Origin of the sequence: Actinotalea lenta (assembly GCF_030586465.1) — a bacterium.
Lineage (GTDB): Bacteria > Actinomycetota > Actinomycetes > Actinomycetales > Cellulomonadaceae > Actinotalea > Actinotalea lenta.
Genome location: NZ_JAUQYP010000001.1, coordinates 1,602,759 through 1,619,459, shown reverse-complemented (window position 1 = coordinate 1,619,459; position 16,701 = coordinate 1,602,759). Strand labels below are relative to the sequence as shown.

Here is a 16,701-nt window from a genome sequence, read left to right as displayed (position 1 = left end):
AATCGCGTGCTGTCCGGGACGGGCATTGCCCTTCCCCTGGGCGCCCTGCGCCCATATGTCACGTTCATTCTTCTCGAGTGCACCGCCGACGAGCCGCGCGCGGAGATCGGACGCCTGCGCGGTCGGATCGAGACCTTCGTCAACTCCGGCGGGAGGGCGGAGCGAGCGATCATCGCGACCACGAAGACGGATAGCGAGGCGCCTGGCAATGCGCCAGCCGGTGCGGATCCTCCAGAAACCGAAGCTGACGCGATCATCTTCGTCGAGAGATCTGGGCCGAGCTGGGCGAGAGACAGTGACCTCACCGACACCAACCACGGGCTCGCAGTTTGGTTGTCGCAAGAGCGGTTTGTTGCCATCCATGCCGACGGTTTCCTCGCTGACGCACTCCAGCGCTGGCTCGACCGTGAACCTCGTCCGATGTTCAGACGCATACATCCAAGCATCCTTGAGGGCGAGGTCTTCCGTGGAGAAGTCAAGAACTTGTGGCTTCGCGGCGTTCACCCGCGTCGCCGAACCATGGCAGACACCAAGTACCTCAGCGGCCCCGGGCTCCAAGACGCCCTAAACCCGCTCACGGATTCGTCCTTCGCCCTAGGCGCCGGGAGAGCCGAGCTAGCACTCGACTCAGAGCAACCGGACGACCGCAGCCCGGTCGGCTGTAGCCCGATGAAGTCGACCGTCTGGGTGAAGCAGAGTGCCGATTTTCACGAGTTCCTGTCGCTCGCCAGGAGCATCCTGAGACTAGTAGCGGACGCGGTCGCCCGAGGTCCGACCACATCCCCGCTTCCTTGGCTCGCGACTCGGTTGTCGGACCTCTCAGGCATCGAGCGCGCATATGCACTCGTCGCTTCCCCGGCGGACGATGTCGTCGGCGGCACTGGCGCAAGCAGTGGTGCGCGCGCAGCTGCATCCGTACTCGACGATGCTGAGCTCCATGTCAGGCCCCTCGGCCCGGCCACTCCGGACTTCCTCGTCGATGTCGGACTGCACGGACGCGTCGGGGGCACGCTCAGGTGCTCCGTGAGTATTCGCGACGCCAAGGTTCACCTTGCCTTCGGTTTCGAAGGCGAGCCACCCGACATCACCATCGTTCGGCCAGTACTGGATGCGCTCGAGTACACGGAGTTGCTGACTGTCTACTACGAATCGGGCCACGCGCTCACAAGCGATGCCGTGTGGTCCAGCTCGTTGGCCGAGTCGCGGTTCCCGGCGTGGGAGTGGATGGAATTCGACGGCTTCAACATCACACGGGAGAAGCCGGGCTCCGGGCAGCCAGACGATGTGCATTCGCTGACCGGATCGCCGGGCGAAACCTCACTCTTCACTTGGGTGGTACGCGCGCTTGATTCCGGCTACCTCACCTGTGACGACGGCCCTGGAGAGGTAGCGGACTTTGTTCATCTTGCTAACGATGAGACATTGAGTCTGATCCACGTCAAGGCGGCATCATCAGACCGATCTGGGCGAGGCATCGCGGTCCAGCGATTTGAGGTCGTTGTCGGCCAGGCGGTCAAGAACATCGCGTACCTAGACCCGGACAAGCTTATCGAGGCTCTCAATCGGCCACGAATTGCACAACCCGCCTGCTGGCTCGACGGTGCGAGAGTCCCGGGACGCTCCGAGATGCTTGAGTTCCTTGGGGCGCGCAGCGCCCACGCCCCAAAGCGGATCATTGTCGTTCAGCCGCACGTGACTATGCGCGCCCACGAGGCAGCGTGGATGAGTTCTGCAATGCCAGTCCGACTCCTCGACACACTCCTCAACGCAGCAAGAGGATCGATCACCGGGGTCGGAGCGGAGTTTCACGTGTGGGGAGCGCGAGACTGAAAGACTGCTTCGCGCTCCACCGCCCCCGCGAGGTGACCAGGAGAGCCCGTCGGCCTGCACGTGCGGCTGACGCCGATGCGCCCGCGCGGACCGCTCGGTCGGGCGCAGTGCCGTCAGGTCGCCTGACGCGGAGCCTGACGCAGCACTCGGTTCGCCTGGCGCAGGCTCGCTCGAGCCTGACGCTCCTCCACCGGCCCCGCCGTCGGCCTGGCACCCCGCGGGCTCCACGGTCACCAGCTCGATGAATCGCGTCCACGTGCTCGGACAACAGCGCGATTCGATGGCGCCCGAATCGCAGGTGCGGCACCCGCCCTCGCCGGATCTGCTCGCGAACCCACCACTCGGGGATCCCCAGCCGCTCGGCGACCTCCTTGGGCGTCATCGTCAGCGTCCCGCGACCCGTCGCCTCCGCGCTCATCACCGGCTCCCTTTCGTTGCGCCCCATGCATGTACGTGTGCGAAGCGGCCGCGGGTGTACGACCTCAGACACACGCATGCGTGCCGGATGGTCGCGGCGGGGACGGACCTGTTCGTGCTGCAACGCAGGCTCGGGCACGAGTCGATCACCACGACAACTGAGACGTACGCGCATCTGCTCCCGACGAGCAGCGGGGGCGCCAGCGGATACGGCGGGGCGGGCGGTGGGTGGACTCGTCCCAGTGCCTACGGCCACAACCGGCGGATAGCCTCACGAGCGCGATTGCCAAGGTCCCGGCGCTCGAGAGCTTTGGCCAGAAGCATGAGAGACCGCAGCGCCACGACGACGTCGGCAGACAGCAGCTCCGCGGACGCATGCACCCGGGTCTCACACCAACGCTCGACGACCGCGCCGGGCTTGAGACGGTCCTCCGTCCAATTTACTATGCACTTCTTAGTCAGCACGACTAAAGTCTGCACAATGAACGTCGAGCGGGATGCCCTCCGGGTGATCGAACGTGCCCCCATGCGAACCGTTCGAGCTGCGGACCTCGCCAGCGTGTACGCACACCCTGGTCCCGAGCTGTCGATCCTCGAACGCCGCGGCGTCGTGCACCGTCTGGCTCAAGGGATCTACTGCGCCGTGCCTCGAGAGAACGTGGGCGCCGCTTGGCGGCCGAGCCTCGAGGCAGCAACCGCGGCCATCGCGACAGCCCTGTACGGAGACCGCGTCCCCATCCTGACCGGCCTGACCGCCGCGCGCGTCCACCGCGCCCTCCCGCGCGCGATCGGCACCGGCTACGTCGCCGTCCCCACGCAGCGGCGGCCGCTCCGGTTCGCCGATCGCGACGGCGAGGTTCGCTTCGTCATGCGCGACGTCGCCGGGCTGGACGCCGTCCTCGTTCAGACCGACCTCGGCTCGGCCCTCGCCACGACACCCGAGCAGACGGTGCTCGACCTCGCCCGCAGCGACCCGCGCGGCGACGACATCGACGCTCAGGAAGCGATCACCGCCCTCTGGCCCGAGTGCCACCGCGTCATGCTCGAGGAGATCGCCGGTCGACAGCGCATGCGCGCCACCCTCGACCGCGTGGTGGCCGGCCGATGAGCGTCCCGCGGCGCGAGGAGTGGGAGGGCGTCGCCGAACGCTTCGGCGCCGACCTCGAGCAGGTTCGCCGCGACCACCTCATCTCTCACGTCCTTGCAGCGATCTCCGAGGGCGTCGCCACCGACGACCTGGTATTCATCGGCGGCACCGCACTTTCCCGCACGCACCTGGCCGACGCACGACTGAGCGAGGACATCGACCTGGTCGCCCTCGCACCACGCGGCCAGGTCGCGGCCGCCATCGAGGCCTCGGTGCGCCGTGGCCTCGCGCGCAGCCACGGCCGTCCCACCTGGCGCCCGGCGCTCACCGCCACCAGCGGCTCACAGCCGGCGACCCTGATCGCGGATGACACACTCGGCGTCCAGCTCCAGCTCGTGACCGGCGAGGGCTTCCTCTGGCCGACGGAGATCGCGCAGATCGAGCAGCGCTACTCCGACGCACCACCCGCCCGGCTCCGCACGCTCACCGCACCGGGGTTCGCGGCTGCCAAGCTCGCGACCTGGATCGAGCGCCACGCCCCGCGCGACCTGTACGACCTCTGGGCGCTCGGCGAGCGAGGACTCATCGACGAAGGGGCGGTCGACGTGTTCGTCCGCAAAGGGCCGACGGGACGCCCGCCCGCCGCGTGGATGTTCGACACCTCACCCGATGAGGCAACCTGGCGCCGCGCGCTCGGCCATCAGACGCGGCTCCGCGTGACGGCCGCCGAGGCGCTGGAGACCGTGCGGGAAGCGTGGCGGGCCACCTCCGACTAGGGGCTCCGCCCGATCCAGAGGGCACCACCGGATTCGGCATTGCGCCGCCCCCGGTCGGCGCGGGACCGTGAAGCATGGCCCCTGAGGAGATCGACAGCCTCCGCGCCCACTACGACACCAAGGACACCTCTGCCGCCATCGAGCACGCCGAGCTGGACGAGTCGGTGGTCGACGAGCCGCTGGTCGGAATCACGATCCAGCTCCCCGCGAACACGCTCGACACGGCTCGCAACCTGGCCCGGTCACGCGGCCTCAGCGTGACGGCGCTGCTGCGCGAATGGATCGAGGCACAGGCACCCGTCGTGGAGACCGACCTCGACCGGGCGAACGTCACCTTCCGAGGTGAGCGGCTGACCGAGGCACGGGCCGAGGAGATCGCAGCCGAGATCCTCGCTCGCGCCGACAGGGCCGTCTCGAGTCGCCACCCGGACGAGCCCGCGACCTGACGAGCTGCGCCCCGGGGCGCGCATCCCGAAGGCCAAGAGCCAGAGGAGCCCCTGCTTCATCTGACAAGCGCTCGGCTCGCCGTTGTGCCGCCTGTCAGTCGCTCTCGCAGCCGACCCCGTCGTGGTTACCGTCGAAGTGGTGTGGGTCCGGTGGGAGCACCGTGAACCGCCTGAAGGTGATGTCGCCGCAGTCGAGGTCCGGGGGCGCCGGTGGGATGCAGACCGTCGGGTAGGACGGGTCGCAGGTGGCGTCCGCCGCGGGCCCGACGAGCGGAGCGGGCTCGGCCGGAGCGGTCGGCTCGGGCGCCGCGCAGGTGACGTCCGCCGCGGCGGCGTCGGCGGCGATGTAGGCGTCCTGACGCGGGTGCGTGCCGTAGCCGTCGCGACCGTCGTAGCGAGCGACGGCCAGGCCGAGTTCGATCTCACGCAATCCGACGTCGGTGCCATCGACCTCGACGAAGCGCAGCAGGCGGCCGTACTGGTCGACGTCGTCCCGACCCGCCACCGCGATCAAGGTCACCACGCGGCCGGTGACAATGTCCGCCATCGCCGCGGTCGCCTCGTCGTAGCCGCACTGCCCGGCCTCGGGCGAGTCCATGCCGATCAGGCGCACCGACTGCCCGTCGACCTTGATCGTGTCACCGTCGACGACCTCGGTGACGGTCCCGGTCGAGGTCAGTGGATCGGCCGAAGGCGATGGCGTTGACGAGGCGCTAGGAGTTTCGACCGAAGGCTCGGGCGTCGCCTCGCGTGTCGCTGTGGTCGACTTGGGCGCCCCGACGCGGCCCGCGCTCCCGGTCCCGGAGTCGAACTCCTCGCAACCGGCGAGCGCGACCAGAACCACAGGCACGATCACGAGGTGCCACCACGCTTGGCGTCTGCCCATCGCGACCCCCATTGGCGCAGGTGCCTCGACGCTAGCGCTGGCGCGGTCATCGAGGGCCAACGCGCGAGCGGATCACCCCATCGGCGCAACGAGACTCTCGCTGGCGCGTCAGATCAGCCGATCGCCCTGGACGTGCGGCCGGCGCCGGTGCGCCTGCGCCGAGCGCTCTGTCGGGCGCAGCGCCGTCAGGTCGCCTGACGCGGAGCCTGACGCAGTTCGCGACTTGCCTGACGCACGCTCATCCGAGCCTGACGCACCCCGGACGGAGCCTGACGCTCCCCCACTGGCCCCGCCGTCGGCCTGCCACACCGCTGGCTCGACGGTCACCAGCTCGATGATCGCGTCCACGTGCTCCGGAAGAAGCGCGATCCGATGGCGGCCGAACCGCAGGTGCGGCACCCGCCCGCGTCGGATCTGCTCGCGCACCCACCACTCGGAGATCCCCAGCCGCTCGGCGACCTCCTTCGGCGTCATCGTCAGCGTCCCGCGACCCGTCGCCTCCGCGCTCATCACCGGCTCCCTTCGTTGCGCCCCATGCATGTACGTGTGCGAGAGGACGACCGAGATGGGCCCGGCGCCGTGATCCGTGGCGATCGGTCGCGGCTCCGGCACGATGCGTTGCTCTCACGAGGTATGGGTGCGCGACGGCGGCCAACCCCGGGCGCTGGCGGCCGTGCACCTGTGAACGAGCGGCTTCGACGAGCCCTGTGGACTACTCCGGCCCGAACCGCTGACGTGCGCCCTGTCGGGTCATGCCCAGAGCCCGGCCGACGTCACCCCAGCTCGCACCCGCGCGCCGCTCACGACGCACCTGATCCACGATCGCCGCCTCAGCCTCAGCCAGTCGGCCACGTAGCTCGTCACGCTCGCCCGCGAGCCGGGTCAGCTCCGCGCAATCGCGACCCCGAGACCCACGCCTCGCGGAGACCGCGGTTGCGGACGGCGCTCTCGGGGTGCGCCGGGCGAGTGCCTCGGCGCGAGGCAACGCTCTGGGCGCCGGAAACGGCCCCGAGCCGGGCGGGAGCGCCGCCTCGATGTCCGACCACGCGACCGACTCTGCCACGCGCCTGGCGGCCACAGACCGCTCGACAACCCGCTCCGTCCGCAGCCGGCGCCCCTTGCCCATCCCGAGCCTCCCGATGCCAGGACGCCATGATTTCCCCGGGCACCGACAACGCCGGTTGCCGCCCACCGAAGACGCTTCTTGCACCGGGTGCCCGGCAGGTCCAGCCTGGTCCGGTGAAGTTCGCCGGCCGACCGTCGTGGCGTGCCTCGCTCGACCTGCCGCAGCACCTGCACCTGGCCGTGTTCGTCCGCGACGCCTACCGCCTCGCCGAGCACACCGACGCGCCGACCCCCGCAATGCCGGGGTGCCTACCGCGGGTGCCCGACCTGAGCACCGAACCCGACGCGCCGACTCCGGACCTCGCCGACTGGGCATCGTGGTGGCAGGAGGTCCTCGCCGCCGATCGCGCCGCCCGAAGCCTCCAGCCGCAGCCGGGATCCCCGCCAGACGACTTCGCGCGCGCCGCCCTGCAACGCCACGCGATCGTCGACGCGCCCGACTTCCCGTCGTTGGCCAAGCGCCCCGAGCTGCAGCGCGCCGCGCAGGTGGCGTTCCATCCCTTCCGTCGCTGGTGGAATCGCGGGCCCGACCGACCGCGCTCCACGGGGCAACTCTCCGTCCCCGGCTTCAAGGGCGAGCTCGTCGACCTCATCGATCCCAATCCCGGCCCGGGCATCGTGAACGAGACGGTGAGGCGCATCGAGCAGGACCTCGGCCGCCACGTCGCCCCGTTCAACGTCGACATCGACCTCATCGGCACGGACGGCCCCGAGATCCTGGTCCAGGAGGACGACTACGCCCTGGTCTCGAGCGAGCTCATCTCCGGCCCGCAGCGCTTCAGTGCATGGCTAGAGCAGATGCTGCTCTCGCTCGCCTGACCGACAACGGCGGTTGTCAAAGAGGTGGCAGACACCTCTGGCACCGCGCCGATCGGAACGTCCGACGTGCGACCTCCCCGGAGCGGGGCCGGATCACCAAGCGCGTGGACCGGTCTCCGCCAACGCCACCTAGCCAGGCCGTTCCGGCTGGGCTCCGCCAGGCTTCTGTGCTGCCAGCTTCTCCCCGCGTTGCGGGCTGTGGTGACAGCCAACACAGCCGACGCCGAAGAGGACCACACAAGATGGCATCGGTCCCCCGGCGCTTGTCGAGCCGTTCGCCACCGCCAGTCAGGGGACTGGCGCGAGCCACGGGGTCATCGCCATCCATCACTCGCTAGCCTGGCACGGGCGGCTCCGGCCGCAGACGACAGGGGAGACTTGATGGCGCACATCACGACCTTCAGAGTGGAAGGTCTTGCAGGCCGAGCCGAACCCATCGAGATGCGGCTCGATCGCGGCGTGAACATCTTCTGGGGCTTCAATGGATCTGGGAAGACCTCGCTGCTTCGCATTCTTGATTCGGCACTGACCAACGACGCGAGTTCCATTCGCCGGGTGCCGTACCGTTCGGCGACCGTTGAGATAACAACCGAGATGTACGGTCCGATTACTCGAACAATCTCGTGGGACTCGACCCCGTCCGAGCTGGAACCCGACTCGCTCGCCAATCTGACCTGGCAAGAACGGGCAATAGTCGAACAGGAACTCGATGCGGGCCGACGCTGGCCGCGCTGGCAGACAGCAACCACGCCAGAGATCCCGGCCGAAGTAGTCAGGCGACTCCGCCACATCTACCTCCCGATTTCCCGAATTGCCGCTTTCGACCCGCGTGAAAGGCGCTATACGGCGAGCGACACGATCGACGAAGAAACGTTCGATCGCATGTTCGTTCAGCAGATAACCGAGAGGTGGAGAAATTACAACAATTCCGCTCTAGCGAACGTCCGCCGAATCCAAGAGCAGGGCCTCGGCGAGATTCTCTCCCTTCTCTTCGGTGGCGTCTCTAATTCCAAGAGGAGTCGGCGTGCTCCGAATACTCCGGCCGACAGCGCCTACGCCCTCGTGCGCGACTACCTCAGGAGCCAGAACATCGGCGTTCGATTCAATCGATCGTCCTTCGCCGAGCGCTACTCGAACTCTCCGGAACTCCAGGCGGTAGTCGAACGGATCGGCGTCGTCACGGATCAGGTCCTCGCGGTTCTTGAGCCGCAGCGCAACTTTCAGGAACTCCTCGAGGACCTCTTTGGCGGGCGGAAGAACCTCGAACTCGATCCGCGAGGGATCCATGTGACGATCGGCGACGAGGAGATCTCGCTGATGTCACTCTCCTCGGGCGAGAAGCAACTCCTGCAAATCCTGCTAAGCGCGCTAGCTGGGGAGGAGAGTAGCGTCATCATCGACGAGCCGGAACTGTCGATGCACGTCGACTGGCAACTGCGCCTCGTTCGATCGATGCGGCTCCTCAATCCAGACTGCCAACTCATACTCGCAACGCACAGCCCCGAGGTGATGGCGAACGTCCCAGACCGTTTTGTCCACCAGCTATGACGAAGATCGCCAGAGACGCTTTGGCGTTCGCCGCTCGCGTTCGCATGAGTCAGAATCGGCTCTTCTTGCTAGTCGAGGGGCGCGAGCGCGACGTGCGGTTCTACGACAAGCTGCTGGGTGCAAGTACAGTCTTGGAAGCGCATGGATATGCGATACAGCTTGGCGAGCAAATTGCGATCAATGGCGTCGCTGCTGGAGGAAAGCGTCACCTCGAGAAACTCCTTGACCTCTATCGCCGGAAGGGCTTGCTGCGTCAATCTGGCCCCTCTGGTGATCACATCGTTGCGTTCGCGCTTGACAAGGACTTCGACGACCTCCTCGGCAAGCGTAGGATTTCTGATCACGTTGTGTACACGAAACATGCAGACGTTGACGCTGAGATATTCGCACGTTGCCGTCCCAGGAAGACCTACGCGACAGCTCTTTCGCTGGACTCCAAGGATGCGAAGGCCTTCTCTCGGCACGTCCAGGACCCAGTGCACGAACTTGCTCGCATCTGGGAGGGCTGGATCGAGTTGTGTGTCCGCACCGAGGCCTGCGGTGCCCGCTGCTCGATCAAGACGAGCGCGCCGTCCATGGTGAATTCTGGGATCTACGGGAGTTCAGACGCCAGCACATTCCGGTCGCTTGAGGCCGAGATGAGGTCACGGTCAAAGCGTTCAAGTGGCCGCGACAAGCAGATCCAGGGCCGTTACAGAGCCGCGGTCGATCGCGGCGAGAGTCGCTACTTCGTGAAAGGTAAGGCGGTGCCGGGCTTCCTGGCCCATGAGGCGCAGAAGTTCTTCGCATCAAAGCGACCGGTCGCATCGAAGAGTTTCCGGGACTCGGTGACCTCGGTGGCACTCGGGACCATCCGCTTCGAGGGGACCTGGCTTCGGCATTGGCTGGACCCACTCGAGCGGCTATGAGCAGCGCGCGGAGGCGGGAGCGAGTCACTATTCCAAGATCACTAGCACGCGTTGACGCCGTCAACGAACCCCACCGATCTGCCCACGATCCCCGTCAACATGCCCTCGCATCACCGCAGGTCACGCGCCTCCACCAACAGCTCCACAAGGCTCCCAACTGGTTCGATTCCCGCCATCTGCACTCCTGGACCCCGTCGGATGCCGCTGCGTCCGACGGGATCCGCCTGTAGACGGCGTCAATCGCGTTGCCGAGGGCCTGTGTGAACTCATCGGTCAGGATGATCGGCGGATTCGACACGGGGCCACCGGCCGTCAGTACTGGGCGCGGTTCTCGAGCGCCAGCCAGGCGTCCATCGGGGCCTCAGCGCCGGGCACCCGGTGCTGGATCACCGCCATCGGCCAGGTCGAACGGTCCCGAGCGAGCAGCTCGTAGAACGCGCGGTCGTCGAACCCCGCACGGGCGGCGTCGTCGCGATCGGCGGCGAACACGACCCGGCCCACCCGGGCCCACAACGCCGCGGACAGGCAGAGCGGGCACGGTTCGCACGAGCTGAACAGCTCGGCGCCGGCGAGCGAGTAGGAGCCCGAGCGGCGGCACGCGTCGCGGATCGCGACGACCTCGGCGTGGGCCGTCGGGTCCCCGTCGAGCGTGACCCGGTTGTGCCCCGTCCCGATCACGACGCCGTCGCGCACCACGACGGCCCCGAACGGGCCACCCCCCGAGGCGACGCTCCGGACCGCGAGGTCGACGGCCTGCGTCACGAAACCCGCATCGGTCGCGGGCTCCGCGTCCTCGATCGCCCCGATCGCCAGGACCGCCTTGCCCGCGGCGAAGCGCTCGAGCCGAGGGCGTCGGGCCCACGGCGCGACGCCCTCGGTCATCATGATCAGTCGGATCATCACGGGGTGCCGACGGCGACGTAGCTCGAGGACGTCCGCGATCTCGCCCCGGTCCAGGACCGGCCGGGCCACCCCGGTCAGGGTCCGGTCGCCCACCTGCAGGGTCACGTGCGGATCCGCGACGGCGTTGCGGAACCAGTCCGCGCGCTCACCCCGGGCCGACGCGACCACGTAGCCCTCGCCCGTGCGCTCGAACTGGAGGGGGGTGACCCGCCGCAGGCCGGTCCGGCGACCGGTCGTGCCGAGCAGGAGCACGGTCCGCCGCGGGCCACGCCCGGAGGCGACCAGGCTCGCGACCCGTCGGTTCAGCCGACGCATGGTGCGCCACACGACCGCTTGCGGCACGTCCGTCCCCCACCCTCTCCACGGTGAGCTCGGCCCCCGTTCTGCCAACCTCCCCTGGTCGCCGGGCCGAGGCGAGAGGCCAACGTCCCGCGTGGACGCCCAGTCGGCGCGCACCGAGCTGCCAGGCCAGGTCACCCGCCGGGGAACCGCCCTCCCCCGCCGCCCCGGCGCGAGTCGATGGGACCTGCGCACCTGGCGAGCCCAGCACCGCGGCTGCTAGGCCGAACACGTGGGGCCCGGGTGGGGTCGGTCGTCGACATCCGTCTCGGGTGACGAGGTGGCGACCGCCGACGGCCCACGCTCTCGGGCACCGGGGCGTGAGGAGGAGTCATGACCATCTCGTCCGTCACCGCAGGCGCCAGGGTTCGGGCCGCGATGGGTGCAGCAGTCAGGCGTGCCGCCTGGGCCTGGGCCGGCGTGCCCAGCGGGGCGCTCGGATGGGTCAGCACGCGCACCGTCTTCCCGCTGACTGCCGGAACCTCGTACCAGGCGATCGCGGACGCGCTGGAGGTCGGCCCGCAGGACGTGGTGCTGGACGTCGCGTGCGGGTCAGGTGCCCTGCTCGCCACGCATGCCGCCCAGGCCCGGAGGGTGGCCGGCATCGACCTGTCCGACGTCCAGGTCCGGCTTGCCCGGCGCGCCCTGGGCGACCGGATCGCCGCGGGCACCGCGGAGGTCGTGAAGGGGGACGCCGCCGCGCTGCCCTGGCCGGACGGATCGTTCACGGCGGTGTGCTGCGTGTCGTCCTTCGAGACCTTCCCCGACCCGGAGAAGGTCCTGCGGGAGATGGTCCGGGTGCTGCGCCACGGCGGTCGGGTCGCGCTGAACATCGGAGAACGCGTGGCGCCCGGGACCCGGACGCACCGGGTGTGGGATGCGCTGTGGGTGTGGTCGGAGGACGACGTGCGTCGCATGGTCGTAGACACCGGGCTCGAGGACGTCGCCGTCCGGTACTCCCGTGCGTGGGGGAACGACCCGGTCTCGAGGTTCCTCACCTGGATGTGGAAGAAGCTCGGCAACGACATGAGCGAGCTGCGGCTCGTCACCGCCGTGAAGCGCTAGGACCGGCCGCGGCGGCACGGGCCGGCACCGGCCCGCGCTGTGCTGCGGCACGCCAGGCAGTTCCAGCATTCGAGACAGCTGCATCTGCCGGCCGCGCCCGCCCCGTAGGAGGGGCGAGGTCCGGATCGAGCCGGGCCCGCGAGATCAGGAGAGTCCCATGTTGAAGAGGATCGCGATCGTCAGCGCCGCCGTCGCCCTGGGCGTCGGCCTCGGCGCCGCACCGGCCACCGCAGCCCCGGCCAACTCCGGCGCAGCCTGCACGCAGGCGGGCATCGGGACGCTCAAGGACCTGGGCCTGCTCCAGGCAGCGGCGCAGAAGAAGATCGACTACTCGACGCTGGCCGACCCCACGGCCGGCCCGATCTTCGCCGAGCTGCCCAGCGGCTCCTACCTCTCCCTCGGTCAGGTCGTGAAGCTGCACCACACCAACCCCGAGCTGTTCGCCTGGTGCGGCTGACGACACGTCGCGGTCTCGCCGGTCCGCCGGCGAGGCCGCGACGGTCACGCCGACGATCGGCACCACCGGCGGCACGCGACGAGGAGGATCAGCGTCGCAGCCCCCTTGACGGCCCAGACCCACGCCAGGTCGGCGGCGAGCGGCGCGGGGCCCACCTCCAGGGTCGGCTCGAGGAACCGGACGTGCAGCCGGTCGGCGTTCCTGGCGAGACTCTCCGGGTCGTCGTCGATGCCCTCGGCGGCCAGGTAGCTGCGCCAGAAGGTCTCGTCGAACCCGCGCAGGTCGGCGACGACGCTCCGCAGGTCGTCCGGGTCCGTGACCGGCACCGCGCGCATCGTCCGCACCCGGTCCGACTGGACCGTCACCACGGGGTTCGCCACCAGGTTGCGGTACCACTGGGCGCGGCTGCCGTACGGGCACCACAGGTAGGGCCGGCCGCCAAGGTCGTGCAGGGCGACCGGCATGTGGTGCGGTGTCCCGCTCGTGCGGCCGGTCACCGTGAGCATCACCAGGTGCGACCCGCGGGTCGTGGCGTGCGACACCAGCGGCCCGACACCCATCCGCCATGCCAGGGTCGGTAGCGCGAGCGCGTGGCGCAGCCCGGGCAGGTGCGGGTGCAGGACGGTCCACGTGTCCAACCGTTCACCGAGAGTCGCCCGGCGCTGCGCGAGCACGACTCCACTGTGCCCCTGGCGACACGCGCCGGGCCTGAGGACAAGGTCCCCGGACGCGCCCCGCCCGCGGTCCGTCGCCACAGCGACCAACGGCTGTCGCACAGCGACCAACGGCTGTCGCCCAGCAACCAAGGGCTGTCCCACAGGGACCAAGGGCTTTGGACAGCGTCGTCCGGCGAGGGGAGGCTGGACGTACGGCTCCTTCGCGGAGGGCCCGATGAGTGCAGGTGTCCGGCCTCTCGAGCCGCCGGGCGACGGCTCGCGGGCCGACGTGCGGCCACTCGCCGTCGGCGTCGACGTGGTCGACGTGGGCCGCCTCGCGCGCGTGCTCGCGCGGCGCGGAGCGGCCCTCACCGAACGGGTGTTCACCCCCGCCGAGCGCGAGGGCTGCGGCGGCGACGTGCGGCGCCTCGCGGCGCGGTTCGCGGCCAAGGAGGCGGCGGCCAAGGCGCTCGGCACCGGCATCGGCCCGGTCGCGTGGCGCGACGTCGAGGCGGCACCCACCCGCGGCGCGCCGCACCTCGTCCTGCGCGGCGCGGCCCGGACCATCGCCCTCGAGCGGGGCCTGGACCGCTGGGAGCTGAGCCTTGCGCACGACCCGACACATGCCGTCGCGGTGGTCGTGGCGGCCGGGAACGGTGATCCGAGATGACCCTCACCCAGATCCACAAGACGCCGGCCGACTGGCGGGTCCCCCCGCTGCTGCCGCCCGACCCCGCGCCGTTCACCTGGGACGAGGCGCGCGCGTGGGTCGACGGGCTGCCCGGCGGCGGGCTCAACATCGCCCACGAGGCGGTCGACCGGCACGCCGCCGGCCCACGCGCGGAGCACGTCGCGCTGCGCTGGCTCGGCCGCCACGGCGAGCGCGAGGACCTGACCTACGCCGAGCTGCGCCGACGCACCAACCGGTTCGCGAACGTCCTCGGCTCGCTGGGCCTGACCCGCGGGGACGTGGTGTTCGTGCTCAGCGGCCGGGTCCCGGAGCTGTACGTGGCGGTGCTCGGAGCCCTCAAGGCCGGCTGCGTGGCCAGCCCGCTGTTCTCCGCGTTCGGTCCCGAACCTGTGCGTCAGCGCATCGAGATCGGCGAGGGGAAGGTCCTGGTCACCACGAGGTCGGCCTACACACGCAAGGTCGAGGGCCTGCGCGACCGGCTGCCTGCCCTGCGTCACGTGCTGCTGGTCGACGTGCCTGCCGACGCCGAGCCCCCGGCCGGGACCCTCAGCCTGGCCGCACTGATGGCGGCGGCCTCGGACGACTACACCGTCGCTGCGACCGAGCCCGAGACCCCCGCTCTGCTGCACTTCACCAGTGGCACCACCGGGACCCCCAAGGGCGCCGTGCACGTGCACGAGGCGGTGGTCATGCACGAGGCGACGGCCCGGTTCGCCCTCGACCTGCACCCCGACGACGTGTTCTGGTGCACCGCCGACCCCGGCTGGGTGACCGGCACGTCCTACGGCATCGTCGCGCCGCTCTCGCGCGGGGTGACGAGCATCGTCGACGAGGCCGACTTCGACGCCGACCGCTGGTACGCGATCCTGCGCGATGAGCACGTCACGGTCTGGTACACCGCGCCCACCGCGGTCCGGCGCCTGATGCGCGCGAGCGGCGGGCGGATCGAGGGGCTCGACGCGCTGCGCTTCGTGGCCAGCGTCGGCGAACCGCTCAACCCGGAAGCGGTGAGCTGGGGCCTGGAGGCCCTCGGGCTGCCCATCCACGACACGTGGTGGCAGACCGAGACCGGCGGGATCATGATCGCCAACACCGTCGCGTCCGACATCCGGCCCGGGTCGATGGGACACCCGCTGCCCGGTGTCGAGATCGCCGTGCTGCGCCGTGGTCCGGCCGGAGTGCTGGTCACCGACGGCGAGGTCGAGCCGCTCGGCCCCGGCGTCGAGGGCGAGCTCGCCCTCAAGCCCGGCTGGCCGTCGATGTTCCGCACCTACCTGGGCCAGCCCGAGCGCTACGCGGCCTGCTTCAAGGGCGGCTGGTACTGCACGGGCGACCTCGTCACGCGCGACGCCGACGGCTACGTGTGGTTCCTGGGCCGGGCGGACGACGTGATCAAGTCCTCGGGCCACCTGATCGGCCCGTTCGAGGTCGAGTCCGCGCTGCTCGAGCACCCCGCGGTCGCCGAGGCGGGTGTGATCGGGCTGCCCGACCCGATGGCCGGGGAGGTCGTCAAGGCGTTCGTCGTCCTGGCCCACGGGGCGCTGCCCGACGACACGCTGCGGCGCGAGCTGATCGGGTTCGGCCGCACGCGCCTGGGCGCCGCAGTCGCCCCGCGCGACCTGGCCTTCGTCGAGGAGCTGCCGCACACCCGCAGCGGCAAGATCATGCGCCGCCTGCTGCGCGCCCGGGAGCTGGGCCTGCCGATCGGCGACCTGTCCACCCTCGAGGGAGAGGAGCCGACATGACCGCCCTTGACCTGGGCCTGGACCTCGACCGGGAGGAGGCCCTGCACCTGCTCACCCAGATGGTGCGGATCCGGCGCTTCGAGGAGCGCTGCGTCGAGCTGTACAGCGCCGAGAAGATCCGCGGGTTCCTGCACCTGTACATCGGCGAGGAGGCGGTCGCGACGGGAGCGATGGGCGCGCTGCGGCCCACCGACGCCGTGGTGGCCACCTACCGCGAGCACGGTCACGCTCTGGCCCGCGGGGTCAGCGCCCGCTCGATCATGGCCGAGATGTTCGGTGTCGTGGAGGGCTGCTCCCGCGGGCGCGGGGGTTCGATGCACCTGTTCGACGCGGAGCGCCGCTTCTACGGCGGCAACGCCATCGTCGCCGGCGGCCTGCCGCTGGCCGTCGGGCTCGGCCTGGCAGACGTGATGAGCGGGCGCGACGCGGTCACGGCGTGCTTCTTCGGCGAGGGAGCGGTGGCCGAGGGCGAGTTCCACGAGGCGATGAACCTCGCGGCGCTGTGGTCGCTACCCGTGGTGTTCTGCTGCGAGAACAACCTCTACGCGATGGGCACCGCGCTGGCGCGCTCGGAGTCCCAGACCGACCTCGCGCTCAAGGCAGCGACCTACCAGGTGACGTCCTGGGCGGTGGACGGCATGGACGTGGTCGCCTGCGCGGCCGCGGCCCGCCGCGCGGTCGACATCGCGCGCTCGGGCGGTGGCCCGGTGTTCCTCGAGCTGCGCACCTACCGGTTCCGCGCGCACTCGATGTACGACCCCGAGCTGTACCGCAGCAAGGAGGAGGTCGAGCGCTGGCGCGAGCGCGACCCGATCGAGATGTTCGTGGGCCGGGCCGAACAGGCCGCGCTGCTCGAGGCGGGCGACCGGGAGCGCATCGAGACCGACGTCGCCGCGGAGATCGACGACGCCGTGGCGTTCGCCGAGGCCGGCACGCCGGAACCGGTCGAGGATCTCACCCGCGACGTGTACCGGAGGGCCGTGCGATGACCGCGACGACGTCG

17 protein-coding genes and 1 pseudogene are annotated in these 16,701 nt (G+C 69.9%); 13 read left to right on the top strand and 5 right to left on the bottom strand.

Annotated features, from left to right (window positions below):
- Positions 1–6 precede the first annotated feature (6 nt).
- Positions 7–1,830 carry a hypothetical protein gene (locus Q6348_RS07625; protein ID WP_304600701.1) on the top strand — a complete coding sequence of 608 codons (1,824 nt, stop codon included), beginning with the start codon at positions 7–9 and terminating at the stop codon, positions 1,828–1,830.
- Here the strand turns inward: Q6348_RS07625 and Q6348_RS15690 are convergent.
- Positions 1,784–2,212 (bottom strand): excisionase family DNA-binding protein, encoded by a 429-nt coding sequence (locus tag Q6348_RS15690; protein ID WP_350339650.1) that lies wholly within the window; start codon positions 2,210–2,212, stop codon positions 1,784–1,786. The two genes, Q6348_RS07625 and Q6348_RS15690, sit on opposite strands and share 47 nt — an antisense overlap.
- On the opposite strand from Q6348_RS15690, the pseudogene Q6348_RS15685 reads away from it, so the two are divergent.
- The 4 genes and pseudogenes from Q6348_RS15685 to Q6348_RS07610 form a co-directional block, all read left to right on the top strand.
- Positions 2,111–2,416, top strand: a pseudogene (locus Q6348_RS15685) (tyrosine-type recombinase/integrase); the annotation flags it as partial. The gene Q6348_RS15690 and the pseudogene Q6348_RS15685 sit on opposite strands and share 102 nt — an antisense overlap.
- 357 nt (positions 2,417–2,773) lie before the next feature.
- A complete protein-coding gene (locus Q6348_RS07620) occupies positions 2,774–3,355 on the top strand; it encodes a type IV toxin-antitoxin system AbiEi family antitoxin domain-containing protein (RefSeq protein WP_304600700.1) in 582 nt (193 codons plus the stop codon).
- Entirely contained in the window at positions 3,352–4,110 is a 759-nt protein-coding gene (locus tag Q6348_RS07615) for a nucleotidyl transferase AbiEii/AbiGii toxin family protein (RefSeq protein WP_304600699.1), read from the top strand. Before Q6348_RS07620 ends, Q6348_RS07615 begins: the two co-directional genes overlap by 4 nt.
- A 74-nt stretch (positions 4,111–4,184) precedes the next feature.
- A complete protein-coding gene (locus tag Q6348_RS07610; RefSeq protein WP_304600698.1) occupies positions 4,185–4,556 on the top strand; it encodes a hypothetical protein in 372 nt (123 codons plus the stop codon).
- 94 nt (positions 4,557–4,650) lie between these two features.
- Here Q6348_RS07610 and Q6348_RS07605 read toward each other — a convergent pair whose 3' ends face one another.
- Positions 4,651–5,406 (bottom strand): thermonuclease family protein, encoded by a 756-nt coding sequence (locus Q6348_RS07605; RefSeq protein WP_304600697.1) that lies wholly within the window; start codon positions 5,404–5,406, stop codon positions 4,651–4,653.
- Positions 5,407–5,550: 144 nt separating this feature from the next.
- Positions 5,551–5,952 (bottom strand): helix-turn-helix domain-containing protein, encoded by a 402-nt coding sequence (locus Q6348_RS07600; protein ID WP_304600696.1) that lies wholly within the window; start codon positions 5,950–5,952, stop codon positions 5,551–5,553.
- Between the two features lie 729 nt (positions 5,953–6,681).
- On the opposite strand from Q6348_RS07600, the gene Q6348_RS07595 reads away from it, so the two are divergent.
- The 3 genes from Q6348_RS07595 to Q6348_RS07585 all read left to right on the top strand — a co-directional run bounded on the left by Q6348_RS07595 (position 6,682) and on the right by Q6348_RS07585 (position 9,842).
- Complete coding sequence (locus Q6348_RS07595) at positions 6,682–7,386, top strand: hypothetical protein (RefSeq protein ID WP_304600695.1); 705 nt, start codon at positions 6,682–6,684, stop codon at positions 7,384–7,386.
- 381 nt (positions 7,387–7,767) lie between these two features.
- Positions 7,768–8,934 (top strand): AAA family ATPase, encoded by a 1,167-nt coding sequence (locus Q6348_RS07590; RefSeq protein WP_304600694.1) that lies wholly within the window; start codon positions 7,768–7,770, stop codon positions 8,932–8,934.
- Positions 8,931–9,842, top strand: a complete 912-nt coding sequence (locus tag Q6348_RS07585; protein WP_304600693.1) for a hypothetical protein — start codon at positions 8,931–8,933, stop codon at positions 9,840–9,842. Before Q6348_RS07590 ends, Q6348_RS07585 begins: the two co-directional genes overlap by 4 nt.
- A gap of 312 nt (positions 9,843–10,154) precedes the next feature.
- On the opposite strand, the gene Q6348_RS15680 is transcribed toward Q6348_RS07585, so the two are convergent.
- Complete coding sequence (locus Q6348_RS15680) at positions 10,155–11,087, bottom strand: nitroreductase/quinone reductase family protein (protein WP_350339649.1); 933 nt, start codon at positions 11,085–11,087, stop codon at positions 10,155–10,157.
- A 330-nt stretch (positions 11,088–11,417) separates the two neighbouring features.
- Here Q6348_RS15680 and Q6348_RS07570 point away from each other — a divergent pair, with 330 nt between their 5' ends.
- Together Q6348_RS07570 and Q6348_RS07565 are read left to right on the top strand one after the other, a co-directional pair.
- Complete coding sequence (locus tag Q6348_RS07570) at positions 11,418–12,149, top strand: class I SAM-dependent methyltransferase (RefSeq protein WP_304600692.1); 732 nt, start codon at positions 11,418–11,420, stop codon at positions 12,147–12,149.
- Between the two features lie 157 nt (positions 12,150–12,306).
- Entirely contained in the window at positions 12,307–12,606 is a 300-nt protein-coding gene (locus tag Q6348_RS07565) for a hypothetical protein (RefSeq protein WP_304600691.1), read from the top strand.
- Positions 12,607–12,650: 44 nt separating this feature from the next.
- On the opposite strand, the gene Q6348_RS07560 is transcribed toward Q6348_RS07565, so the two are convergent.
- Positions 12,651–13,280, bottom strand: a complete 630-nt coding sequence (locus Q6348_RS07560) for a nitroreductase/quinone reductase family protein (RefSeq protein WP_304600690.1) — start codon at positions 13,278–13,280, stop codon at positions 12,651–12,653.
- Positions 13,281–13,497: 217 nt separating this feature from the next.
- On the opposite strand from Q6348_RS07560, the gene acpS reads away from it, so the two are divergent.
- From acpS to pdhA, 3 genes are read left to right on the top strand one after another with little or no spacing between them, the layout of a single operon-like run.
- Positions 13,498–13,932 carry a holo-ACP synthase gene (gene acpS / locus Q6348_RS07555; RefSeq protein WP_304600689.1) on the top strand — a complete coding sequence of 145 codons (435 nt, stop codon included), beginning with the start codon at positions 13,498–13,500 and terminating at the stop codon, positions 13,930–13,932.
- Entirely contained in the window at positions 13,929–15,698 is a 1,770-nt protein-coding gene (gene acsA / locus Q6348_RS07550) for an acetate--CoA ligase (protein ID WP_304600688.1), read from the top strand. Before acpS ends, acsA begins: the two co-directional genes overlap by 4 nt.
- Positions 15,695–16,687, top strand: a complete 993-nt coding sequence (pdhA, locus tag Q6348_RS07545; protein ID WP_304600687.1) for a pyruvate dehydrogenase (acetyl-transferring) E1 component subunit alpha — start codon at positions 15,695–15,697, stop codon at positions 16,685–16,687. The genes acsA and pdhA overlap by 4 nt, the downstream gene beginning before the upstream one ends.
- The last annotated feature ends 14 nt before the right edge of the window (positions 16,688–16,701 follow it).